We start from the raw sequence: 25,673 nt of genomic DNA on the forward strand, positions 1-25,673 counted from the left end.
TCCTTTACAGTATCCATCGAAAAGCACGTCTTAATTCATCCGTACCATTTTTAAAAAAGCATAAACCATGTGCAAGTATAATCTTATCAGGTTCCCAGTTTAACATACGGGTAAAGGAAACCTTTGCCTCTATTTGTCTTCTAAAAAAGGTCATTCTATAATCGATTGGAGTTTGCCCATCAGGGGCTGTTACTCGGGCTAACCGATAGATTTTTCTTCGGATTGGACTAGCTATCTTTTCCGGTTCAAAATTCTCTATAAGGTCCGTTACAATGAGTGTTTTAGTTGATTTATGAAAAAACACCACTTCTTCAATCACAGAACTTCCCTTAAAAATAAGTTGATCAATCTCGTCAGACCATAAGTCAGGAGACTCATCTGTTAAGGGAGCATCAAATACCAGCTTTACTTTCTGACTTTTCGCTCTCTCTTCAACTCCTGGACTAGACCATGCTTGCGCATGAGGATATCTTTTTTTCCAATCTGCAATATAGGTATAGTGAATCTTATTAGGAGAAATCAGGTAAGCGACTCTGCCCATAGCATCCAGTTCAGTAAAGAGCTCCTCGTTTGGCGCGATAGGAGAATGAATCCAGAGTTTGCCATCATTTAACTTAACCACCGTCATACGTGTCTGAAAAGGTAGTTTAAAGACCTTCATATCCATTTGAATCAAATCACCGTCTACTATCCAGATATTTTGATCAACTTCCTTTAGTGTATATAATGGTGCATAAAGAGAAAGAGCTGGTCTTGACATCATTTACTACTCCTTTGTTTTCACTGCCTCTATTATAGCAAAAAGTGGCTATTGTAACCACTTTTAAAAGTATCTATTGAGATTTCGAGAAGTTTTTAAAGAATCTATACCAAAGAGCGTTTATTCAGAATAATCAGAAAGATAACTAATCATTACTAAAAACTATCATGATATCTTTCAAATCTTTTCCTTGCAGGAGTTTTCAAATGCCTTGTAAATCTATGCTTATAACAAACTTAATCCAATCACCCCTTAGCTCGAGCCAGGGGGTGACTACTAGAATTATACTTGAAAACATCTGAAAGATTAAATTTTCATTTTTTGAAGTCACTCAGAAAAGAAACTATTTAACAATCATATAATGTGCATCTTTTATCTTGTAATTTTCTAAACTGATAACTGTTTGTTTCTTATCAACAATATCATATTTAACCAGAGAATCATTAAATAAAAAATAATAGATGTTGTCTTTAAATGTAAAATATGGTGCAATATATTGCTCTGTACTAAAGCCTTCTAGATGAATAATATCTTTTTCTAAATTATCTAGATTGACTGTAGTAAAGGAAAATTCGCCATTATACAATCCTTCATTCTCTATAATCAATTGATTATTTTTAGCATCATAGTGAATACTAGTTGGATATTTATCAGGAATATCGATATAATTCTTGCTCTGACTTTTTAAATCAAAAACCAATAATTTATTTCCTGACTTATATTCCCCATCAGAATTACGCCCACTAAGTGCTTCCACAATATACAAGACATCACCTACATTAACCATTCTCATATATGCTGATGTTTCGTCTAGATTATATTTTTCGACGATGTTGAATTCTTTATCCATTTTCCAAATTTCGGCATTAGGAACTTGAGTAGATAAATTCAGTGTGGTTACAAGTAAGTATAAATAATCATCTACAATAACAAACTGTTGACTGGCATTTAGTTGACCATCATTTGTCATGGTAACATTAGTGACAACTTCTAAATTGCTATCATATTTGTAAAATTCAATTCTATCTGTAAAGACAGCGGTTGCATATAAATAATCCCCATCTGTTATGGATGCATATGCATCACTTCCTTCTGCTAATTTAAACGTTTCACTTAAATTTTCCTTATTAATTCTAGATACATATCTTTTTAGACCTGAGGTATCTTTTGTTTTTGCAGTTGAATAGGATCCTGCTTCCGAAAAACTTTCTGCCCAATAGATATATTTTTCTTTTCTAGCTATATTACCCTTGAATTCATTTAAATCATAATCATCAAATACAGCTATTTTATCGCTATCCCAGATAGCCATTTTATAATCATCTACTGAATTTACCTTATTTGACTGACAGGCACTTAGACAAATCAGGCAGAAACAAGCACTTAACATCAACATGAAGTTCATGACTCTTTTATTTCTTTTGAAAATCATACTCATTTACTCCTATAATTATCAGTTTTATTTCTAACGATTTAAGCTGTTTAACTTGTAATTATATCCTTGTATGATTTATTATATCAAATAAATAAAGCGTTTTCAAATTATATCAAAAAATCCTTGAGCTTCATGTCCTCAAGTTTTTTAGTATCCTTTAGATTACAATTTTAAAATAGCTCCAAGCAATCAAGCAAAGCATGATAAGAGTCAACTTCATACGTCGGCTGGATATTTGTGTTATTTTTCATATGATTCGGATTATACCAGATAGTATCAATTCCAGCGTTATTTCCGCCTTGGATATCTGCTGTCAAAGAATCTCCTATCATCAGGCTTTTTTCTCTAGTAAAATCTGGAATTAGTTGACCAATTTTTTGATAGAAAAGTGCATCAGGTTTTTGAGTTTGCAGTTGTTCTGAGATGAAAATATGATTAAAATATGGAGCTAAACCTGAATGAGCCATACGTCCTGTCTGAATTGTAGTTATCCCGTTAGTTGCAGCATAGAGTTCATAGCCACGATCAATAAGATTATCTAGAAGTTCCATAGCACCAGGATACACCTGCCCCTGTTGAGCCAAATAAAACTGATAGCGTTCAGCTAAATATAAGCCATCTTTTTCGATTCCAAAATGAGCAAACAAACGTGAAAAGCGCGTGTCAACCAGCTCTTGTTTGCTGATTTTCTTTTGCTCCAGATCCTTCCAGAGAGCCTTGTTCATGGGAACGTAATAGTCTTTGTAGGCTTGGACATTCGCAATTCCTTCTTCTTTTAGAAGTTGAGTCAGAGCCACATCCTCAGCAGCATCAAAATCAAGCAAGGTGTGGTCAAGGTCGAAGAGTAGAAATTTGTAAGTCATATAATTTTATTCCATCATTTTATAGTTTTCACTTAGTTCAAAGTATAGCACAAACAAAACTATTAACCAAGTGTGGTAATTTTAAGTTGACAAAATTGACCTGATAAAGTTTAATCTAACAGCGCTTAAATTACTAGTTAGACTTTAAAAAAATATGTTAAATTACTAAAATGTGACAGCAATATAGGATATCATTTAAGCATAAATCTGATACTAAATTTCTTCTATTTTTATGAGAAATGAAACTGATTTTATAAATTTTTCGTCTGTTGAAAACATAATTTATACAATAATTCAAATAGCTTACATTTTAATAATAATTTATCACCTTAAATATTGATGTTCATGTTCGATTGTGATATAATTCACGTTATAGGGAAGTTTTAGTGTTAGACTAGGAGGAGGTTTGGTTAAAGTTTGTCTATAAAATAAACCTATATGACTAACTCGTCTTTCAGTTAGTGATTGACGATACTTTATATTATATTTAGATACTATCTTAAATTTATAAGAAGGATGTATATGATGAACAAAAAGAAAAAGTTTAGTATTTTCTCATTTTTGATCTTTGTATTGACAACTATTTTCGTATTTAGTTTGAATAAAACTTTTGCTGAAACTCCTGAGGTTTCAGTATCTGGAAAATTTGTGGATACAATCCAAAATGTTAAAGTAACAAATAACGAAGGCGGAGTTCTCAACTGGGACTTACAACAGTGGGCAACCTTCCGAATCAACGCTGATTATGATTTGTCTGGAAAAAATGTTAAAGCAGGAGATTCAACTGTAGTTACTGTTCCAGATGCTTTGATGATTACTAACACTTCGTTTAAAATTCTTGATTTAAATACGAAGGAAGTTATCGCAAATGCTGAAGTAAGCCCAGATAATAAATCCATTACAATTACCTATACGGATTATGTTGAAAAACACTCAGATACAAGCGGATCATTCTTCTTTTACGCGCGGATTGATTTCAAAAAACACCCACAAAAAGGTGAGGTTCCAGTAGAAATCACCATTAACAAAGAAACAAAAGTTGCTGGTAAAGTTTCATTTACTGGTGTCGGCGACGGAAATCCTAGACTTTTAACAAAGACTAGTTGGGTAAACGCAGGGGATCAAAGGGAAATTCAATACACGATTTCTGTCAATCGTACAAAGCAAAATATTAAGAATGTTACACTTGAGGATCACTTGCAATTTACGAATGCTTCTTACGAAAAAGATAGCATTAAAATTATTAAAGGTAAATTCTCTTATGATGCTGGGGAATGGGTTTTCTCTGATAGAGTTGATGTAACAGACCAACATAAGATTACAATTAGCGAAGATGGTCAATCATTTGTTATCGATTTAGGTGATGTTACTGAAAATGACCAATATCGTATTGCTTATAATGTTCGTTTAAATTATGATCCTGTCGACGGAGAGGTTTTGAGAAATGAAGCAACTCTTAAAGGTCTAGGTATTGAAACCAAAAATGTAACGAATGCTGCTGCCGTTCAAATTGCTGGTGGTGCTGGTGTTGGTTATGTTTACTCAATCAACATTCATAAAGTCGATGATGCTAACCAACCACTTAAAGGTGCTAAGTTTAGAGTCGTTCGTCAAGCTAATAATCAAGTCATTGGTGAGTTTGAATCAGATGAAAATGGCAATATTGCTGTTGGCAAACTGTTAAAAGATAAATATATCTTAACTGAAATTGAAGCCCCTTCAGGTCATATCATCAAAGTTACAGATACAGAAGTTAACGTTGAAGATTTTGGAGCAGATCATTCAGTAACAAAAACAATTGTGAATCCAAAAGAAGAGACAACTACAACTACGACTTCAACAACCACTACTGAAGCACCTACAACTTCAACAACCACAACGACTACTGAAGAGCCTACAACTACTTCAACAACTACGACTGAAGAGTCAACAACTACTTCAACAACCACTACTGAAGAACCTAAGACTACTTCAACTACAACTACTACAACTGAAGAACCTAAGACTACTTCAAGTACTACAACTACAACTGAAGAACCTAAGACTACTTCAAGTACTACAACTACAACTGAAGAACCTAAGACTACTTCAAGTACTACAACTACAACTGAAGAACCTAAGACTACTTCAAGTACTACAACAACTGAAGAGCTTACTACGACTACAGTAACGACTACTGAAGCGCCTACGACTTCAGTAACCACTACTGAAGCGCCTACGACTACTACAGTAACTACAACCGAAGAAAAACCTGGACTTCCTAAAACCGGAGAAGATAAAGGGGCGTTAGTTACTATCATTGGATTTGTAACTCTAATTTCATCTATCGCTGCCATTGCTTTTTTACGCAAAAATGAAAAGAAATAAGGTTAAAGATTGATTAATTATTTAAAAGGGCTATTTCAAATAATAGCCCTTTTTCATTTCCTCAATGAATGAATAATTTTTTTCTGTTGAACAAGTATAATTTTATACTTAAAACATTTAAATGCTTGAAATTTTATTTATTTGTGATACAATTCACTTTATAGGATGTTTTTTTATTATTGACTAGTGGGAGGTGCATTTAAATTAGTGTTGTCTTGGAAAAGCAACCTATAAAATTATTCATATATTTGTAGGTTTAAGTTTTAATATACAAATAAGTGTAGAATTTGGAGACAAATAGGAGAAGAAAATGAGAAAAAATAATCTAAGTAGGCTTGCAAAAGTCTTCTTTCTTGTATTTTTACCATTATTAATCATAGTATTTTCACGATCTGATGTGGTAAAAGCAGGAGACGTCAGCAACAATATTAGTTCACTGACTGTCTCATCAAATGAAATCACCGATGGCGGACAAACAACCGTTAAGTTTACATTTGACGAGCACGCACAAAAAATTCAACCAGGTGATACATTAAAAGTTAATTGGACTAGTTCTGGGACAGTCTTTGGGGTTGGTTTTAAAAAGACAATTCCACTAAGTATTGATGGAACTTACGTTGGAGACATGGTCATTACTGATGGATCTGCAACTGTTACTTTTAATGAAGCTATCAGAAACCTTCAAAACATCCGTGGTTGGGGGGAATTTGAGATTGAAGGTCATAACAATACAGCAACTGATAAAGAACATGTTGGTAAATTTACTATTATCAGTGGAGTTAAAACAGTAGATTTAAACGTTAAAAAAATGGCTACTGGTGTTAATAGCGCTCCATTCTATCTCAAAGCAGGTGATATGCACGCTGACGATCCTGAACACATTCTTTGGGTATTAACCATCAATGCAATGAACTTAGAAGTGGACGGCGACGTTCGTGTCGAAGACGAAGTTCAAGGCGGACACAAATTAGTGCCAGACAGCTTTAAAATTACAACAACAGGAAACAAACCTGGCTACTATTCTGGTGCTACAGCGATTGAAGATTTCAAAGCAGCGTTCCCTGGATCAACATTTACAGTGGATGCTTCAGGAAAATTTGTAGTTACGATTCCTAAAGACCTTATCAACAAGACCGGCGTTCTTATTTTCTATCGTACAAAAGTAGAAATCGATGCTCAGAAACACTTCAAGAACAACACGAAAGTTTGGTACCAAGTAAAAGGTGAAACTGCGGTTGTGGCCAAAGAAGTAAACGCATCTGTGGCAAACATCAATGCAAACGGTGGTGTGGATGGCGATCAAACTTCAACTACTACAACCACAACTACAACTGAAGAGCCTAAGACTACTTCAACTACAACTACTACAACTGAAGAGCCTAAGACTACTTCAACTACAACTGAAGAACCTAAGACTACTTCAACTACAACTACTACAACTGAAGAGCCTAAGACTACTTCAACTACAACAACTACAATTGAAGAACCTAAGACTACTTCAACTACAACAACTACAACTGAAGAGCCTAAGACTACTTCAAATACAACAACTACAACTGAAGAGCCTAAGACTACTTCAACTACAACTACTACAACTGAAGAACCTAAGACTACTTCAACTACAACTACTACAACTGAAGAACCTAAGACTACTTCAAGTACTACAACTACAACTGAAGAACCTAAGACTACTTCAAGTACTACAACTACAACTGAAGAGCCTAAGACTACTTCAAGTACTACAACTACAACTGAAGAGCCTAAGACTACTTCAAGTACAACAACTACAACTGAAGAGCCTAAATCTACAGTAACTACTACTGAAGCACCTACAACTTCAGTAACTACTACTGAAGAACCTGCACCTGCACCTACAACTACTACAACTCCATCATCTTCTTCTGAAACTACTACTGAAGAAAAACCAGGACTTCCATTTACTGGGGAGAGCAAAGGAACACTTATTGCAGTTCTTGGTTCACTTGTTCTAGTTTCATCGATTATCGTTCTTGCAAAAACTCGTAAAACTGAAAATGATTAGGCATATAGAATATAAGATTTAGATTCTCAAGTCTTCAATCATTATAAAACTAAAAGGATTTACTTTTAAAGTGAATCCTTTTACATTTCTTTTAAATATTTTAAATAAAAAACTTAAACTGAATAAGTATAAAAAACGATAACTAAATCAGTTTAGTTATCGTTTTTTATTTTAGTCTTTTTCACCTAGTTTACTGTTGATGGTCATCATGATACTTGCAATCTTTTCACCCCAATACGGATCAGAAGCGTAAAGAACGTTCATTCCAGATGATTTATTGCCAAGATGGGTTCTACCTTCATCAATATAATTCTCTCTGATCCATTTAGCTGCACCTAGGATTCCCTTATCAACATTGTCGAAACTCTTTGCAGAATCATATGGAGTAGTATCATAGGCAGCAATACCAAAGAAGTTATTCTTATCCTTAGCAATCTGACTACGCCCCCATGCACTTTCTAGAGCGCTGTGAGCCATGAGATAGAGTGCATTCACCTGATAGCGTTTCTCCGCTTCTTTGAAGACCTCTCCTTTACCTGCAAGGCGGCTGCCCTGAATATTCATAAGAGAATAAACCTTATTCAATTCTTCAGCTGTGTAATTAGTTGGTTTTCTTAAATCCCTAAATAAGAAAGGATTTTCAACTGTAAAGTTTTCAAAGTTAATACCATCAGCTGAATAATATTTTTTACCAATAGCCATTGATGAACTATGAGGGGCTACACGGATACTTGCGTATGGTGATAACTCATGATAAAGATAATTTCCATCAGATGAATAGTGAGGAATGAAGTCACTATCTGAGCTGACAGCTACTAAATCACTCTTATTCATATAGCCTGAAAGTCCAGAGATTTTGACTGGAAGTCGACCGTCTTTGGCTTCATCTCCATCAATCGATACAATACTTCCTTGCGAAATATAGCTGAGTTTCTTACCAGAAGCATTATATACATTTGCTGTAATTGGTTTTACTTTATAGTATGCTGCTGTATCAGAAATCCATTTTCCATTGCTTTGGAAAGTATAGTCTTTCCCGTTAATGGTGAAATTACCAGTTACATATGCCCCATCTTCTTTGAGATAATACCAGGCGTTATAACTTTTGTCAAAAACCCACTCATTCTTGGCCATATATCCATAAGATTTGAGATAGTAAGAGCCTTGCCATTGGTTCTCAGCATAAGCACCATCAGATTTTAAGTAGAACCAACTATTGTATTTTTTATCAAAGAACCATTCACTTTGAGCCATGGCCCCACTATCTTTTAGGTAGTATTTATCTTTCCATTGACTACTCAACATGACGCCGGCATAGTCAAATAAGTACCAAGAGCTATTAATCTTTCCCCATTTATTACGAACGACTTTTCCTGAATCAGTAGCATAGTACCACTTTTCATCCATTTTTACCCAGTTCTTTTCAGCCATAGCACCGCTAGTCTGAAGAAGATAGTCATTATAAATAGTTTTGCTTAACATGATACCAGTTTCATTAAAACGATACCATGAACCGTTAATTTTTTCCCATTTGTTGCGGATAATCTTTCCTGATTCTGTGGCATAATACCACTTCTCTTCTATTTTTACCCAAGAAGTTTCAACCATAGCACCGCTTTTATTAAAGAGATAGTCATCATAAACTGTATTGCTAAGCATGATACCATCTTGGTTAAAATAATACCAATGACCAGCTATTTTTTTCCAATTCGTAACAGCATTTTTACTTTCATAATAACGCCATTGACCATTCTCTTTTTGCCAACCTTCTTTGTTGACCTCTTCAGTAATTTCTTCTGTTGAAGAGTTATCCTTGGTAAGGGCTGTTTCTTGTTTCTGTTTAGATTGAGAAGAATCCTTTTCTGCCTTGGTTTGTGTTTCGTTTTGATTCTGCTTATCGTTCTGCTCTTGACCTTGAGCTTGCTTTTTCTCTTTAGCTTCCTTACTCGTTCCATTTGCTACAGTTTTTTCTGAACTTTGTACTTTGTTTGTAGCTTGGTTTTCTTCAGCCAGGACGTTGTTTTTTGAAATCCCAGCCATAGAAAGAACAACTGTACTTGCTAGTAATATCTTTTTCATTTTTATCCTTTCAATTTTATAAATTCATATTCTTTATTTTTTTTATCTCGTTTAAGGACGACAACCATCCATTTTATTATACAATATAATTTCAAATATAAAAGTAAGATCTTTAAGAAGAAAGAAACTTGTAATATTGTTAAAACATTTTAGAAATAAAAGTCAATAAAAAGTAGTCGAACAATAACTGAACGACTACTTTTTATCATTTATCTAAACTTCAGCTGTTCTGACATTCTTCTTCAATCGAATAGGATTTATAAATATAGATAGAATAGCTAAGATCGCAAAACTGATACCGACATACCAGTAGGGTCCATCAAGTGTGGTTGAACGCCCTGAAAGATTGACAATCCCACGGAATAGTGTTCCTGTTGTAGCAATTGCTACTGCTGAATTCCATAAATTTAGACTGATACGAGAGAAATGTGGAAGAACTTTGAGAAAGATTGCTAGTAGAATTCCTCCAATAAGAGGTACCGCAAATAAATAGTGCATATGGACAGATGTCTCTCCAAAACTAAATGCTTCATAAATTCTAGAAAAAGCAAAGAAGAAAATCGTAATTAGTGTATAAGAGATGGCAGTTTTTTTAAAACGTTTTTTGTTAGGATTAATAACCGATGTAGACAATATCACTCACCGCCCTTTCTGAAATTTTGTTTCCTCCAGTCGTTGGTTTATTGATAACCTGACCGTTGAAGTAAAGTGTAGAGGATCCCCCACCATCAAGATTGTAGGCAGTTTTTGCACCATAGGATTTCATAACCTCAGCTAGCTGGTACAAAGAGAGACCTTCACTTTCAGATGTACGTCCGTCAGAAACTACAATAATGTAGTGGTTTTCGTCGATAATACCTATAGCTGTACGTGGATTCGAAGCCATAGCTTGTCCAACTTCTTGGTTTTTTCCTACTACTACTTCACCATTTTCGACCAAGGCAGGACCAAAAGCTAAGAGATTAATAACTCCGTCTTTGACTAGTTGCTCAGCTGAAATCTGATCCTCGTAAATAATCTTGAAAGAACCATCTTTATAAATGGCTAAATCACCATTATTAGAATTTTCACGGACAGTATCACGATAGACAACTCCATTACGGATAACATAACCCGAAGAGTTGGCACCGTAATAGTCGCCATTGACTGCTAAAATTGCATCATTATCTGCAGCAGTGACAGATGTTTTAGCTGTTACGTTTGTTCCAAATGAGTTTTGAGCAAATGCTGTTTTTAGATATTCTGATGAACTTACTGTAACATCTGCAACATATACTTGAGTATGATTAACCGTCGTTTCAGTCAAATTGATAGAGATATTCTCGTCCTTATAACTTGAGTTAGTTACTGTTGCTGTTTTAGCTGCTTGACTAGCTTGAGCTGTATTGGAACTTGTATTAGTTGTTGCTACTGTCGAAATAGTTTCAGCGAGTACAAAAGTTTTCAACATTGAGTAACTAAACGATCCTGTCAAGAGTAAACCGAGAATCGAGGCATAAGCATATGGTTTCTTTAAAAATTTCATAATATAGTTGATGTCCTTTCCTTAAAGATCAATTTCTTTTGCACTGTCCAAGAGACAGCGAAGAGAAGGATGCCGACGATAATTTTGGCAATCAGAAGGTTGATACCAAAGACTGTAAAGAAGAGACGAATCAGTAGCGTGTCTAAGACAAAGAGTCCGACTGCTAGACCAAAGTACCCCATCCCTGTTTTCACAAGGCTATCGTCGTTTTTAAAGACTAGTTTTTTATTTGTAGAGTAGTTAAAAACGGAGCTTGTCACACGAGCTAGTCCGTTAGCTAGGAAAATTCGGAAACTTGTTGGCGCTGTTAGTAAAAACAAGATTGCAATAGCGTAAACAAGGTAGTCTACAATAAAACTACTGAGAGATGATAAAGCAAATTTAAAGATATTTTTATAAATCATGAGCCCATCTTTTATTGGTCGGAAGTGTGAATCCTCGTTATCATTGATATAGACAGTTTCAATGGGAACTTCTAAAATTTGATATTGTTTACTAGCTTCAAGTAGCATATTCATTTCATATTCGTAACGATTTCCATCTATTTTCAACATAAAAGGAATGAGATTTGTTGTAAAAGCACGAAGTCCGGTTTGTGTATCTGTTACACCTACTCCTGTTTGTAGTTTAAAGAGTGCTTTTGTCAAGCTATTTCCGAAACGGCTACGAAGGGGTACTTTACCTGTGAAGGCCCGCACACCCAAGATTAGCTTATTAGGATTTTCAGAAGCTTTGTTAGCCGTACGAAAAATATCCCAAATCTTATGCTGACCATCTGCGTCTGCCGTTACAACCGTTCCATAGCTATTTTGTTGTTGGATATAATCAAACGCTGTTTTAAGTGCTTGACCTTTACCTTGGTTCACTTGGTGACGGAGCACCGTAGCATATTGTTGTGCTTTATCAAAGATATTTTGACACTTTGATGAACTACCGTCGTCGATAACTAGAATACGAAAATCACTCTTTTCGTGGATTTTTTCGATGAGTTTGATAAGTTTATTATCAGGTTGATAAGCTGGAATTACTATATAGTTCATACCGGCACTCCTTTCTTAGTGATGGTATAACTATACAGAACATCGCTTAAAAATACCTTATATCAGTTTTCTTTAAGAAAAAGTTCAGAATAATTTAATGTTTCGAAAAGATTGTAAATCGTTGTTTGTAATAAATATACATAATATCCTTTAAATGCTTCAAACTTCACTTAACAAATCATTCAAATAAAAAAGTCAGCCCCAAAGGGTTGACTCATGTTAAATCTTTGACTGAGACTCACTTATTATCGTGTTTCACTTTTAATAGTGAAATTCCAAAGAATCCCATTAGAATAGCTACGATTGTATAGAATAATTGAGAATTTGACTCACCTGTATTTGGTAGCTCTGTTTGGTCCGCTACAGATTTTGACTCTGCTTCTGTTTCCTTTTCGGAACTAGAAGTCTGTGCCTGTCCAGGTTCTGAACTTGAACCAGCAGTCGGTTCTACTGTGGTTGTTTTTAGCTCTACTGTCGTTGTAGTTGTCGGATCTACTGTCGTTGTTGTTGGCTCTTCTGTCGTTGTTGTTGGCTCTACTGTCGTTGTTGTTGGCTCTTCTGTCGTTGTTGTTGGTGGTTCTTCTGTCGTTGTTAGGATTTCCTTTTCATATTCATAAGTAATATGAACTGTTCCATTTTTTAACGTTCCAGTTTCCGAATCAGAAGAAGTCGAGAGTCCAACAAGACGATATGTGATTCCATCAACCATTATTTTGTCAGGACGTTCAATGCTATTATCTCCGACTTTGTATGTAACCAACTCTCCAGTTGAATCATAAATAGGAAATTCAGAAATCTTGTTGTATGTTTCTTTTAATTTTTGGTTAGTACCTTTGATAAGATAATCTATAATTACATTACCTGTATATAACGCTGAAACATCTTGGTCAGCCATATCTTCTTTTTCAGATACATAATAAACTACTTTCTTGTTTGCTCTTAACGTAAATTTATCAACATAATTGAAAAATGTTGATTTATCTATATTGGTATCTTCAGGGATTCTTGTCCAGTCACCGTTATTTGGAGTGATATAGGTACTTGGATTTGAAACTGACTTTATAAGGTGACCATTCTTTACATGACTATCATCAATCAATGAAGGATCTCCAAAACCACCAATGTTGCCACTAACCAAGTCAACCGCTAAACGATGGTTATCATAATCTTCTAAGTTTTGAGAGCCGGTTTCATAACTCATAACACCACCTTCTTGACTAGATTTCCAAACCATTCGGGCATCAATTGGTAGGTATTTGATTTTCTTAGCTTCATCAATTGGGATTGTAACTTCTACTTTGTAAGCTTGACTATTATCAAAATTGGTAAACAAACCATAAGATTCAACTTTACCATCTGTCATATAACCATATTCGTAGTTGCTGGTATTGACTACGTAAGGTGTTCTTCCTGCTTCCAGTTCCTCAACGGTCGGAGTATTAAAGGTTTCGCGATCATATTTTTCTGTATCATCAAAGCTAATCTCTGTCATTGGCTTATTGACATTGATAGGATTGCCCTTAGCATCTCGTGTACCAACAAGAGTGAATTGTACCGTAGCATTCTTAATCTTTGGAACTCGAATCAAAAGATCATTTACTGTTTGTGCATGGTCACTAGAATGCATTCTCTGGTAAGCAACTATATAGCTATAAGTGACACTCTTCCCATCTTTAGTTATAGTAGCATTCTGTCCCTCTACGTTAACATGGCCACCTTCAGAAATAACATTATCGTTTAGTTTTGTTTCTACGTTATTTTCTTCTGTTACAGCAATAGATGATTCGAATGATTTGTTAGAGTCATCAATTTGGTTTGATGTAGAAGACTCTAGTTTTGAGATGCTATTATCACTATAACCCGAATTTTCTTGGATAGCAATAGTTTCTGTACTTATATTCTCATCAGATTTAACAATGAATTGTGTATATGAATTCAATACAAAAATTGAAAATGATGTAAGCCCTAATTTTACTAATTTATTCATTTGAAAAGACTCCTGTTAAAAATACCAACTATAAAAACAAAATCACTTGTCTAAATAACCATAATCTATTGTAAACGAAAGTTAATTAAAATGCAAGGAATTATACATTTTATATACTTTATAAACGTTTTTTTTATAATTTTTTAAAAGTAACAGAGTCATAAATATTTTTAATTAACTAGCTTAAGCCCCTTCGCTTATACTGGAACAGTATTTCTTCTTTTACTCTATTTTATCTCTTAATTTCTCGACAAAGAGATAGGCTGCGGGACAAGTTAAAGTATTTTTGATAGTCAAATTATTGATTTGATAAATCTTTTTACGGTCGGTATGTGGAAATTCTCTACAAGCCTTAGGACGAACATCGTATATAGAACATAGATTGTCACCACCGAGAAATGGACATGGCATTGACTTAAAGATCTTATCACCGTCTTCATCTACCTGTAAAAATTCATCTTCGAAGGCTGGTAATTTCATTTTAAAGTACTTGGCAATGCGTGTGATATCTGCTTCCTTAAAATCCGGTCCAAGACTCTTGCAACAGTTAGCACAGGCTGTACAATCAATTTCTTCAAACACTTCTTGGTGAATCTCCAGCGCAATCTTATCTAGGTTTTTTGGAGCTTTCTTTTTCAGATTTCCAAGGAATTTACGATGCTCTTTTTGCTTTTGTAAAGCTAATTGGTGATAGTATTCGATATCGATTTCTTTTGACATAGATTCTTTTACATCCTTTTCTGAAACTAGTATACCATAACTGAAAATAAATAAAAACTACTGCCGTTAAGGCAATAGTTTTTACAAGATTAGTTAACTTCGACCACCTCAACCAAATCTTTGCCAAGTAAGATCAAATATTTTTCAACTTGATCTATTTGGTAAGAACGAGACAAGGCTTCTGCATATAGAGATAATTGACCTCTATAACGTTCAATCAGTTGACTTGGATATTCATAATGATCTGTCTTGTAGTCAAAGAGAACAATTTTATCCTCATAAACTAGATAACCATCTAAGATTCCACGAACAACAAACTCTTCCTGACTCTTAGCATCTCTTTTTAACATAGAGAAAGGTTGTTCTCGATAAAGTTTATCTTGATTTTTTAGAATCTCTTGACCAAGAGCTGTATCAAAGAAGGACAAGATTTTTTCTAGATTAACTTTATCTTTAACAGCTGAAGTTGCCTGAACTTGCTCTAAGGCTTCTGTTAGAGTTTCTATAGTTGGCTTCTGAGAAAGGTTGATTCGCTGCATGAGTTCATGGGTGGCACTACCAATCTCAGCTCCAGTGACTTTTTCTGTCTTGGAGAAGTCTGGAAGTTCAAACTGAATCAAATTATCTTTTGGTTTAGATTGACCAGCTACTACTACACCTTCCATATCCATGACTGGTTCGTAAAACTTCTTAATCTGGCTTGGGGTCTGAACACTCGGAAGATTAATCGCAGCTCTGTGGATTTCATTATACACTTCCACTTCTTTCAGCATTTGTAAAGCTTCCTTAATGGTATCAGACTGACGGTTGCTTGCCTGAGAAAGATCTTGGAGCTGGCTTTTAGTTTCCAATTTACCGATAGCTTCTTCTGTCAGTTGTTCTTCACCCTCGAAACGAACACTAAAGTGTAAGTCCTCTTTAGAAAAAGCTTGATAGATGGCCCAAATCCAGTCCTGGAAATTTTGAGCATCTAACCTGGTTTGACGAGTTAGGAGGCCTTGTCCATTTGTCGGGTATCCTTTAGACTCCAACTTTTCCCTCGATCCCTTTCCGACTAGATAAAGTTTTTTCTCAGCACGAGTCATGGCTACATAAAGTAAACGCATCAACTCAGAATAGCTTGCTAATTGGAGCTCCTCCTCATTTTGAGTATAAGTCAAGCTTGGAATGGATAACTTAATCGTAGATGGAAGATATTCCTCTTTTGCATTTGTAGCTACTCTAGCAACATACTTAAGACCAAGGCCATTCTTACGACTTAGGATAACTTCAGACATGGAATCTTGCTTGTTAAATTGCTGATCAATATTGAGAATAAAGACATAAGGGAACTCAAGCCCCTTACTCTTATGAATACTCATAAGCTCCACAGCATCCTTAGGTGGAGCTACAGTGACACTGGCAAGGTCGTGCTTAGCTTCCAAGACTTGATCAATCATAGTTATGAAACGTGATAAGCCTTTAAAATTACTCTTTTCAAACTGGTCAGCTCGTAGTGCTAGAGCATATAAGTTGGCCTGTCTAGCCTGACCATTTGGTAAAGCACCAACATAATCATAGTAGAAACGTTCGCTATATATTTTCCAAATAAGGTCATAAAGCGAATGAGTTTTTGAGAACAAACGCCAAGAATTAACAGTTTCCAAGAAAAGGTTAAGCTTTTTATGGAGTTCAGATTTTATTAAATCCTTTTGGATACTAGTTTGTGCTTGAGCATTGACTAGTTTTTCATAAAAGTTCTCTTGAAGCTTATCCTTTGAATTTTGAAGAGCTAGACGAGCCAATTCATCTTCATCAAAGCTAAACATCGGAGACTTCATGAGAGCTACTAAAGCGAAGTCTTGCAGAGGATTATGGATGACACGAAGAGTATCCAACATAACCTGAACTTCTAAAGATTGCAAATAATTGTTTAGAGCGCCGTCAGTTTTAACTGGGATCCCATATTCCGACAAAGCAAGTAAAACCTGGTCATTCCGACTTCTGCTGGCAGTCAAGAGAGCAATGTCATTGAAAGGAACCCCTTTATCATTATGAAGATGCAATATCTCCTTAATGACCATTCGCATTTCACCAGTCAGTTTGTTGGTCGAAAACTCTTCCTCTTCCTTAGAATCACCGTCAACATCCTTATCATACAAGAGGAGTTCTGCCTTGTTTTCTGGATCAGGGTGTAAATCAGTATTTCCGAAAACAAGTTGATGCATGCCGTCATAAGAAATCTCTCCAACTTCCTCATCCATGAGATGCTTAAAGACATCATTGGTAGCATTTAGTACTTCTGAACTACTACGGAAGTTTTCCTTGAGCAGTATTAACTGACCTTCTTCACTATCTTGAGCAAAACTTTGGAATTTCTCATTGAAGATTTGGGGATCTGCCTGTCTAAAACGATAAATAGACTGCTTGATATCTCCCACCATAAAACGATTATGCCCGTTAGAGAGGAGCTCCAACATTCTTTCCTGGATATGGTTGGTATCTTGGTACTCATCGACCATGACTTCGTGGAAGCGTTCCTGATACTCTTGTCGCACCTGAGGGAAGTTTTCCAATATCTCAATGGTATAGTGGCTGATATCCGCAAATTCAAAGGCATTCTCTTCGCGTTTACGCTTTCGATAGGCGTCAACAAAATCACTCATAAAAACTTGAAAAGTCTTTGCTAAGTCCCAAGACTCTTGATGATATTTTTCCTGGAATTTCAATAAAGTAAGTTGGTCATTTAATGCAATTAACTTTTCAAACTTATCTTTTCTCTCTTGGTTGTACGCTTCTTTCAGTTCTAGGAGTTCAGCCTTGCGACTAGCATTTGTGAGAGCACGGCCACCCTTATCCTTAGAAATACTCACAACTCGCTCTAGGACTTCTTGATATTGATTAAAAGTTGATTCGATGGTTAAAGCTCCAATTTCATCAAGAACTTGTTGGACAGCTTCTAAGTAGGCTGCTTTCCCAAATTCCTTAGCATCATTCTCTAGATGGTAACGGAAGAAACTTTCCAATTCCCAGAGTCTATGCTGAATTTCTTGAGCCAGCTTTTCTTTAGAACTTGTAAAATCAGCCTTTTCGAATCCTTTTAAGAAAGATTCCTGTAGCCAGGCCTGAGGATTACTAGTGGATTGTAAGAACTCATAAATCATATAGACCTGTTTACGCAATCCACGTGCATCCTTGCTTTTACCCGCAAAGTTCTTGACCAACTGACTAAACTGTTCTTGTTCCTTACCTTGGTAGTGTTTTTCAAAAACCTGTCGAAAGACTTCGTTTTTTAAGAGGAGTTGCTCACTTTCATTCTCAAGAATCCGAAAATTTGGAGCGAGGTCAATCAGATAACCATGTTTAGCCAGGAACTTCTGAGTAAAAGAGTCCATAGTTCCAATAGCAGCGTTTGGTAAATCAGCTAATTGTCTTCCAAGATGCTTTTTTAGCTCCATATCTTGAGTCTCTTGGATTTGTTGGCTGATTTTCTTTTCCAAGCGTTCTTTTAACTCGGTTGCTGCCTTTACCGTAAAGGTTGAGATAAAGAGTTGGCGAATTTCTACTCCACGCGCTAGTTGATCAAGAATTCGTTCAGCCATGACAAAGGTTTTTCCTGAGCCAGCTGAAGCGGAGACCAAAATATTTTGACCAGAACTGTAGATAGCTTGAATTTGCTCAGCAGTTTTCTTAGGCTTCTTATCAGAATTCGCTTCTGCTACTTGCAAAGCTTTAATTTCTTCTTGGGATAAAAATTTCATCGCTCTAACTCCTCTCTTATTTTATTAAACCACGCTTCCTTATCATTGCTCTTAGCCACCTTGTCTAACAATCTAGCCTGATCTAGATGGTAATTGGCTTCAAATCCTGTAATAGCTTGATATTGTTGGACATATGGCGCAATACTTCTACCGTCTTCTGTATAAGGATTGATAGCAAATCTACCAGATAAAATCTTCTCTGCTGCCTTCTTGTAGATAAGGGCGTTATAGTCCAGCAACAACTGGAATTCCTCATCAGACAACTGATAGGTCTTGTTTTTATTATAAAGTTCCCCAAGGTTCTTAATTTCTTTTTCAAGAAAAATCCCTTGATACTTCATAGTCTTAGTCGTTTCTGCTAATGCCTTTGAAAGAGTTTTAACAGATTGTAAGGACTGAACTGGCTCCGCCATCTCTAAATACATGGCACCAAAGAAGTCTGTATTTCCTTCTTTCTTAAGCGCCGCCAGATAAGTTGGTAATTGTGAATTAAGGCCGTTATAAAAGAAAGGGAAGTTAAACTGAGTTAGAGATGATTTGTAATCGACAACACCAATCGCATCACTTGTCTTTAAGCGGTCAATGCGGTCAACTTTACCACGGACATAGACATTTCTGCCGTTTTCTAACTGAATAAAAGCTTGTTCTTTACCACCAAAGACTGCTTCTTCCTGAATTGTTTCAATTTCAGAATTATGACGAAGAATGTGCCCAGTTGCACGCGCAACATCCAAGAGGACTTCCTTAGTAAATTGAGCCTCCAAACTTTCCTGATAAATAGCTTGAAACTCACGTTCTTGACTGATTTCAGAGATTGCATGCTCTAAACGTCGATCAAAGGATTCATCGCTCGGCATTTTCAATGCCCGCTCAAAGATACGATGCAAGAAATTCCCATGGCTTCGAGCATCAGGTTTCAGACGCAATTCTTCTTGCAAGCCTAATACATAACGAAGGTAATAACTGTATTCATTACGGTAAAACTCCGTTAGTCCAGAAGTAGATAGATAGAAATCTTGATCTTCAGGATACAAGGCTTTCAAAGTTTCAGAATCTAAAGTCTTGCTCTTTGGACTTGTTGGTAAAACTGGATTTTCCAAACCTTTGCCTTCCAACTTTTTACCCATCACACGTGCCAGAACTTTTACAAAGGTTAAGTCTTGGTCACTTGTCTCCATCTCACCTTGCTGATGATAGGCAACCAGACTAGACAAAAGACTGTGATAAGAACCAATATCATCCTTTGATAGGTTTTTTCGATCGATTCTCTTTTCAATCTTCGTAAAACCAAAATCCTGCAATTCTTTTAGATAAATCGACTCTTTACTCTCATTTTCATTGAGTAAACTTGGTGCAGATAAGACCAATTGCTTCTTAGCAGAGTTTACCAAAGAAAGCATGGTATAGCGATTCTTCTTAAGATTTTCATGGCTAGCAATCAATAATTGAGAGCCATCTTCAGTACCTTGGTTTAAAACTTCTCTTTCTTCATCACTCAAAAGACTCGTATTTTGGGTGATTTTAGGTAGATGATCCTGGGTTAAGCCAAGTGCATAGATGTAATCAGAAGTTAAAGGCGAAATCAAATCATAACTTTGCACCAGAACCGTATCTACAGTTGCAGGGATTGTACGATAATTTGATAAGGACATCCCTGAATGAAGAAGAGCTAAGAAATCATCTAAAGCAACCTGAGTCCCCTCAAATACGGTCGCAAATTGCTCCATTACGTGGCAAAATGCTTTCCAGACCTCTTCTTGTCTTTCTTGCTCTGTCGCATCCATCGTTTCAGATAAGGATTGTAATTGCTTGGTCACAGATGAATCCTTCAAAAAGTTGTTCCATTTTGTAAGGATATTTTCAGTCTTTTGCTTACGACTGGATAATAAAGTTTCTAGTGGATTTAGGACACGGACACGCAGCTCATTTAATTTCTCTAAATCAAATTTTCCATGATGATTTTTTGTAAATTCTTGTTTAAAGTTTGAAAGACCATCAATACCTAAATAGCGGATATATTGTTCAAAGCTATCGATTTCTTCTTGACTAAGGTCGGTATACAATCCAGTGCGTAGGAGATTAATCAAATCTTCTTGACGGAAATAGTACCGTTTGAGACGTCCCACGGATTCTACAAATTGAGTCAAAGGATGATGAGCCATAGACTCACTTTTACCCAGATAGAAGGGAATCTGATATTGATTAAAAATTGTCTGCAAGGACAATTTATAAGACTCTACGTCACCAAGTAAGATACGAAAATTCTTATAGCTCAGTTCTGGTTCTTGGTGCAATTTCTGGCGAATACTACGAGCAACGAGCTCCAGCTCTTCTTTTTGTGTCAGACAAGACCAAATTTGCAAGTCTTCTCTATCCTTAGCATCCAGTTCTAAGCTAATTTCAGAATAATCATAAGCACTTTCCAGAAGTCTTGAGGCTTTGGAAAAAACATCAAGGTTATCATGTTCCTGACATGCATCTTCTGTCTTGGTCTGATATTTAAAAGCTAAATGACGTAGAAATTCAACACTGGCTTGATAGAGGTTCCCTTCACTAAAGGAGCTATTATAGGCTTTCTTAGTCGCATATACACCAATAATAATCTCAACACCCTTACGATGAAGCAAATCCACTAGGTGTTCCTCTTCTGCAGAAAATCGGGTAAAACCATCAATGACTAGGGCGATCTTACTAAAATCACTACTTACCTTGTTTTCTTCGATAGCATCAATCAGATAGGATAATGGACTTCCTTGTGAAACTTGACCTTGATTTAAATAAGCTGTTATCTTTTCAAAAATTAAGAGTAAATCAGAGCGTTTATCAGCATCTGTCAAACTTTCCAAGTCCAAAAAATTCATATTTGCAGTTGAAATTTCATGATAAATCTCAATCAGTTGCTGGATGAATTGCGGATCTTGTTTAATAGCCCCGTAAACACGTAAATCCTTAGCATCTATCTCAGACAGACATTTATAGAAAGCCATACCAAGACCGATATCATCGAGACTTGACCTCTCAGGAATATCATTTAAAACCAGATAACGAGCCATTTGAGCGAAGCGCGTGACTGTGATAGCAAAAGAAGCCTGCTGGCTCAAGCACTCCAGCACGGCACGTTCCTTTTCAAAAGAAAGAGAGTTAGGGGCAATGTAAAAGACTCGTTTGCCTTGGGCAACTAGTCCTTGAGCCTCCTTGGTTAGGATTTCTGTCAAAGAAGTCCGAATATCGGTATAAAGTAGTTTCATCTCTGCCTCATTTGTTTTTGTCATTACCTTTTATTATACCATTTTTTAGGGTATAAACGTTTGACTAGCCTATTCTCATAAGGAAGTAATTAATTTTTTATTGACTATACGAGGACATAAAAAACTATTCTTATTATTTTCAAGAATAGTTATTTGTTGTAACTTGGTAACATTTACTTTTTAATTATTTTACTTGCAAATGAGATTGGAAGATCGTCCCTATATTATCACTTAGAAAAATAATACAAGTAAATAAGCAAAATTAGGTTTGGTCAGCGGACAAAAGAGAGTGGGACAGAAATCGGTAATTCGTTAGAATTCGATTTCGTTGTTCCACCTCCGCACAGTTGAGTAGGGCTGTAAAAGCTGATGAAATCAGCGTAGTAGAGCCCACTCAACCACTGCGTCTTGATCGACAATCCAAAGACAATTAAGAGGCTAGGACTTTTGTCCCAGCCTCTTTTTCTAACAATTGAAATAACTCTTTACAAAAGGTAACTATTTCTTCTAAGGTTGGCAAGAATGAATTTCCGAGAGTAGGTGAGTCATGGAGTTCACATACCCCGATCCCGCATTGTTAAATGCAATTTTTAAAAGAGGAATTAGAATTTGCTTCCTAAAACACTACAGCTTCAATTACAACTACTTTCAGACGAGCAACTATCTTTGGTAAAATATCACTAGAAGCGATGTAGTATTCAACCATGATTAAAGCTTTTCTTTTTTAAGACCTAATTCCCTAACATGACTTCAGACCTCATTAATCACTTCACGACTAATGAAGTGATTGTATCTCTAGTCCAGATCCAAGAAACCTTTATGAGGCGTCATGTTAAAGAAGGTCGCAATATCTTGTAATTCTTGATCTGTAATTTCTTGTTTAATGACTCCGCCTTGAGCACCAATTTGTGAAAAAATCATAGCAGCCTTTTCAATAACTTCAATCATTCCATAAGTCTCATCTAGTGAAGTACCCGATGCAAAGAGACCATGATGAGGCCAAAGAACAGCTTGAAATTCTGCCATTTTTTCTGCAGTTGCCTTCCCAATTTCAGTCGTACCTGGAGTCATGTAAGGTATGACCCCAATCCCTTCAGGAAAGACGACAATCGATTCCGCCTGCATTTTCCAGAGAAGACGTGATAAATGACGCTCCTCTAATGGTTGAGTAAATGATAGAGCGATTAAGTTTGTTGGATGACAATGGAAAACCACACGCTGATTAGGATTTACTTTCATACGTTCCATATGACTCATTAAGTGACTTGGAAATTCTGAAGTTGGTTTTCCTCCGTCATTAAAGCCCCACACCAATTCTGCATGTTGGCCATCTTCTGTGATGCGGACTAATCCAAGATCATTTTCTGGATTTCCTGCTACATTTCTAAAGTAACGGCCAGTTCCTGTTACAAGATAATAATAGCCAGCCAAAGGAGAAGCATCGAAGCTGAGATCAAGTACTTCTTTCACTTCTGTCACATCCTCAAAAGAGGAAACTTCTTCTCCTGTCAACCGAAGTGAAACATTTCCCCCATTTCGTTCGTCCCAATAGCGCTCATAAGATTCTCTTGTCACTTCTCTCATTTTTGTTACATAAATAGATTCTACAAATTTTGTCATTGTTTTCTATTCCTTTTTAATAATTTATTTTTTAATCCACGTATATTTAAAATTCTAGTTTAATTGTCACTGATTAATTTTAACAAGTCCAATCCAAACGGAACATAGTTCATTATAGAGAAGTAACTCCAAACATCACTATATGGGAAGTTCTTCAATTCTTATGTATAAACTGATCAAGATGTGAAAAGAAAGTCCAATTCCATTTGTTTCAATTGCTGACTTAGCTCAAACAATACTTTCAAGAGACCTTTTGTTGTATTTAGAGTTCCAACTACGCAAGTAATAGTACGATGGATAAATATTCCAAAAATGTATTCCCGTTTTCTGTTAGATTTTCTTAGCAAGAAACTTATGAAAAAAATTCTCGATCACTTTCCCAGTTGATTTGTCGCGATATGTGATATATTTTTCAACAACATATAGTTTACCGTAAAAGTATCAAATGTCTACTCGATGCTACAATATCAATCGCCATATTGTAAATCATCTTCACCCTCTTTCCCAATTCCATTCTAACTTTATTTAACTATTTTTAAAAATATGTTACAATGTCTCTAAAACAGTAGAATAGTATCAAATATACAGGTAATTTCAATGCAAAATCTAACCGAGTTTCTCCAGCAAGAAACAGAGATTGAAAAACAACAAAAAAAAACTCAAACATTCGTTCAAGAATTTTCTGAAATGAACCCCCAAACTCCCCATTTGCTCAATGATCTCTTTTTTCACAATCGAGATATTTACATCAGCAAAAAAAATCGCTATGCTCCTTATCCTCTTCATTCACATCAATTTTTAGAGCTAATTTATATTCATAGTGGGTGTTGTGAGCAGATCATTAATGGTCAGGTTTATACTCTTTTTCAAGGGGATATTCTCTTATTGGATGCGGGCGTTCAACATCAATGTAAAAGTTTGAATAAAGGGGATATTGTCATCAAACTACTCATCAAAGATAGTAACATTTCCTTACATGGTTTAGAAGAGATTCAAGGAAATAATAGCCTCTTGTATCATCTACTTCTTAGTCGGTATAGCCATCTAGGAATTACAGAAAATTTTATTATTCTCCGTTCCCAAGAAATCCCAAGAGTACCTCAACTACTTAACCGTATGATGGAAGAATATTTTTTCCAGAATGATTTTTCCCAGGAAATTCTCAAGCATTCTTTGAGTATCTTACTCTTCGAATTAGCGCGTTCTATGCCAAGCGCACAAGAAAAAATCCTTCAAACTAGAAAAGAACCCTTTCTACAAGTCCTTGAATTAATTGATAAAGACTACAAAAAAATTACCTTAGCGAAAGCTGCAGATCAATTGAATTTTAATAAAAACTATTTGAGTAACCTTGTGAAGAAAAAAAGTGGCCATACCTTTACAGAGTTAGTACATCAAAAGAAATTAATGACTGCGAAATTACTAATTCAATCAACGGATTTTTCTATTGAAAATATTTGTCAAACCGTAGGATTCAGCAACAAAACTTATTTTTATAAACAATTTGCACTACTGTATGGAATTAAACCTTCAGAAATCAGAAAGAGGTAAAAGAAAATTACAAATTTTTAAGATCATCCACAAATCCCAAAATGCTAAAATGTTAATCATGATATGGAGCAAAATAGGATAATAGAGAGAATGAGTTTTTCGGTAGAGAAATGCACAAATTGCTCCACCACTTGCATAGGTGAAAAAGGCGAGTGGTGTTAAACCTGAACTGACAAGCACATAGCCAAAGACACAGGCTGATAGTAAAACATCTCCATACCAAGGTGAATCTTTCAAAAAAGTATTCATCAGAACTCCTCGATAAACCAATTCTTCTGTAATTGGTCCTAGCAGACAAGTAATAAGCAATAAATATAGTAACTCTTGTCGCCCTGTCATCTCAGTCAATTCATTTAAAGCGATTTGATTGGACGTTGCAGGGGTTAAAAAGGAAAACACAATATCTGAAAGATAACTGACTCCATAAGCAAGAAGCAAATAAACTGGATATCTCCATTTCCACTTCAACTCAAAAATTCTTCTACCTTCGAATACTAGTAAATAAAGAATAGCTAGAAGAATAACGATAAACTCTAAAAAAGCAAGAATTTGAAAAAATTCTCGACTAGCAGCTACAAATCTAGCTGTAAAGTGATTAAAAATCCACCAAAACCAAGTCTTCCTATAAATGATTACTAATAAGGCTAGTAAAATCTGTACTGTTCTTCTTTTCATAATAAGCCCTCTGCTTTTTCTT

At 35.6% G+C, this 25,673-nt stretch carries 16 protein-coding genes; 3 read left to right on the forward strand and 13 right to left on the reverse strand.

Annotation, left to right across the window (positions count from 1 at the left end):
* Positions 1-4: 4 nt before the first annotated feature.
* From QM859_RS01460 to pynA, 3 genes are all read right to left on the reverse strand, one after another.
* Complete coding sequence (locus tag QM859_RS01460) at positions 5-760, reverse strand: DUF4336 domain-containing protein (RefSeq protein WP_414262185.1); 756 nt, start codon at positions 758-760, stop codon at positions 5-7.
* A gap of 343 nt (positions 761-1,103) precedes the next feature.
* Complete coding sequence (locus QM859_RS01465; protein ID WP_414261858.1) at positions 1,104-2,192, reverse strand: hypothetical protein; 1,089 nt, start codon at positions 2,190-2,192, stop codon at positions 1,104-1,106.
* A gap of 173 nt (positions 2,193-2,365) precedes the next feature.
* Positions 2,366-3,058 carry a pyrimidine 5'-nucleotidase PynA gene (gene pynA, locus QM859_RS01470; protein WP_414261859.1) on the reverse strand — a complete coding sequence of 231 codons (693 nt, stop codon included), beginning with the start codon at positions 3,056-3,058 and terminating at the stop codon, positions 2,366-2,368.
* 525 nt (positions 3,059-3,583) lie between these two features.
* Between pynA and QM859_RS01475 the strand changes: the two genes are divergently transcribed.
* Together QM859_RS01475 and QM859_RS01480 are read left to right on the forward strand one after the other, a co-directional pair.
* Positions 3,584-5,425, forward strand: a complete 1,842-nt coding sequence (locus QM859_RS01475; RefSeq protein ID WP_414261860.1) for an Ig-like domain-containing protein — start codon at positions 3,584-3,586, stop codon at positions 5,423-5,425.
* Between the two features lie 310 nt (positions 5,426-5,735).
* Entirely contained in the window at positions 5,736-7,466 is a 1,731-nt protein-coding gene (locus QM859_RS01480) for a Gamma-glutamyltranspeptidase (RefSeq protein ID WP_414261861.1), read from the forward strand.
* Between the two features lie 171 nt (positions 7,467-7,637).
* Here QM859_RS01480 and QM859_RS01485 read toward each other — a convergent pair whose 3' ends face one another.
* The 9 genes from QM859_RS01485 to rhaD all read right to left on the reverse strand — a co-directional run bounded on the left by QM859_RS01485 (position 7,638) and on the right by rhaD (position 23,425).
* On the reverse strand, positions 7,638-9,545 hold the full coding sequence (locus tag QM859_RS01485) for a glucosaminidase domain-containing protein (RefSeq protein WP_414261862.1): 1,908 nt from the start codon (positions 9,543-9,545) through the stop codon (positions 7,638-7,640).
* Positions 9,546-9,758: 213 nt separating this feature from the next.
* Complete coding sequence (locus QM859_RS01490) at positions 9,759-10,178, reverse strand: hypothetical protein (protein ID WP_414261863.1); 420 nt, start codon at positions 10,176-10,178, stop codon at positions 9,759-9,761.
* A complete protein-coding gene (locus QM859_RS01495) occupies positions 10,159-11,070 on the reverse strand; it encodes a phosphodiester glycosidase family protein (RefSeq protein ID WP_075567583.1) in 912 nt (303 codons plus the stop codon). Before QM859_RS01495 ends, QM859_RS01490 begins: the two co-directional genes overlap by 20 nt.
* Positions 11,067-12,110 (reverse strand): glycosyltransferase, encoded by a 1,044-nt coding sequence (locus QM859_RS01500; protein ID WP_414261864.1) that lies wholly within the window; start codon positions 12,108-12,110, stop codon positions 11,067-11,069. Before QM859_RS01500 ends, QM859_RS01495 begins: the two co-directional genes overlap by 4 nt.
* A gap of 238 nt (positions 12,111-12,348) precedes the next feature.
* Positions 12,349-14,097 (reverse strand): LPXTG cell wall anchor domain-containing protein, encoded by a 1,749-nt coding sequence (locus QM859_RS01505; RefSeq protein ID WP_414261865.1) that lies wholly within the window; start codon positions 14,095-14,097, stop codon positions 12,349-12,351.
* Between the two features lie 222 nt (positions 14,098-14,319).
* A complete protein-coding gene (locus QM859_RS01510) occupies positions 14,320-14,817 on the reverse strand; it encodes a YkgJ family cysteine cluster protein (RefSeq protein WP_006152239.1) in 498 nt (165 codons plus the stop codon).
* 89 nt (positions 14,818-14,906) lie between these two features.
* Entirely contained in the window at positions 14,907-18,557 is a 3,651-nt protein-coding gene (gene addA, locus QM859_RS01515; protein WP_414261866.1) for a helicase-exonuclease AddAB subunit AddA, read from the reverse strand.
* Positions 18,554-21,805, reverse strand: coding sequence for an ATP-dependent nuclease subunit B (rexB, locus tag QM859_RS01520; protein WP_414261867.1), 3,252 nt, complete (start codon positions 21,803-21,805; stop codon positions 18,554-18,556). Before rexB ends, addA begins: the two co-directional genes overlap by 4 nt.
* A 795-nt stretch (positions 21,806-22,600) precedes the next feature.
* A complete protein-coding gene (rhaD, locus tag QM859_RS01525; protein ID WP_414261868.1) occupies positions 22,601-23,425 on the reverse strand; it encodes a rhamnulose-1-phosphate aldolase in 825 nt (274 codons plus the stop codon).
* A gap of 597 nt (positions 23,426-24,022) precedes the next feature.
* Between rhaD and QM859_RS01530 the strand changes: the two genes are divergently transcribed.
* A complete protein-coding gene (locus QM859_RS01530; RefSeq protein WP_414261869.1) occupies positions 24,023-24,976 on the forward strand; it encodes an AraC family transcriptional regulator in 954 nt (317 codons plus the stop codon).
* On the opposite strand, the gene QM859_RS01535 is transcribed toward QM859_RS01530, so the two are convergent.
* The gene (locus QM859_RS01535) at positions 24,956-25,651 is read right to left on the reverse strand and encodes a CPBP family intramembrane glutamic endopeptidase (protein ID WP_414261870.1); all 696 of its coding nucleotides are present in this window, start codon (positions 25,649-25,651) and stop codon (positions 24,956-24,958) included. The two genes, QM859_RS01530 and QM859_RS01535, sit on opposite strands and share 21 nt — an antisense overlap.
* Between the last annotated feature and the right edge of the window lie 22 nt (positions 25,652-25,673).

It is taken from the genome of Streptococcus infantis, from assembly GCF_047463175.1.
Lineage (GTDB): Bacteria > Bacillota > Bacilli > Lactobacillales > Streptococcaceae > Streptococcus > Streptococcus infantis_AC.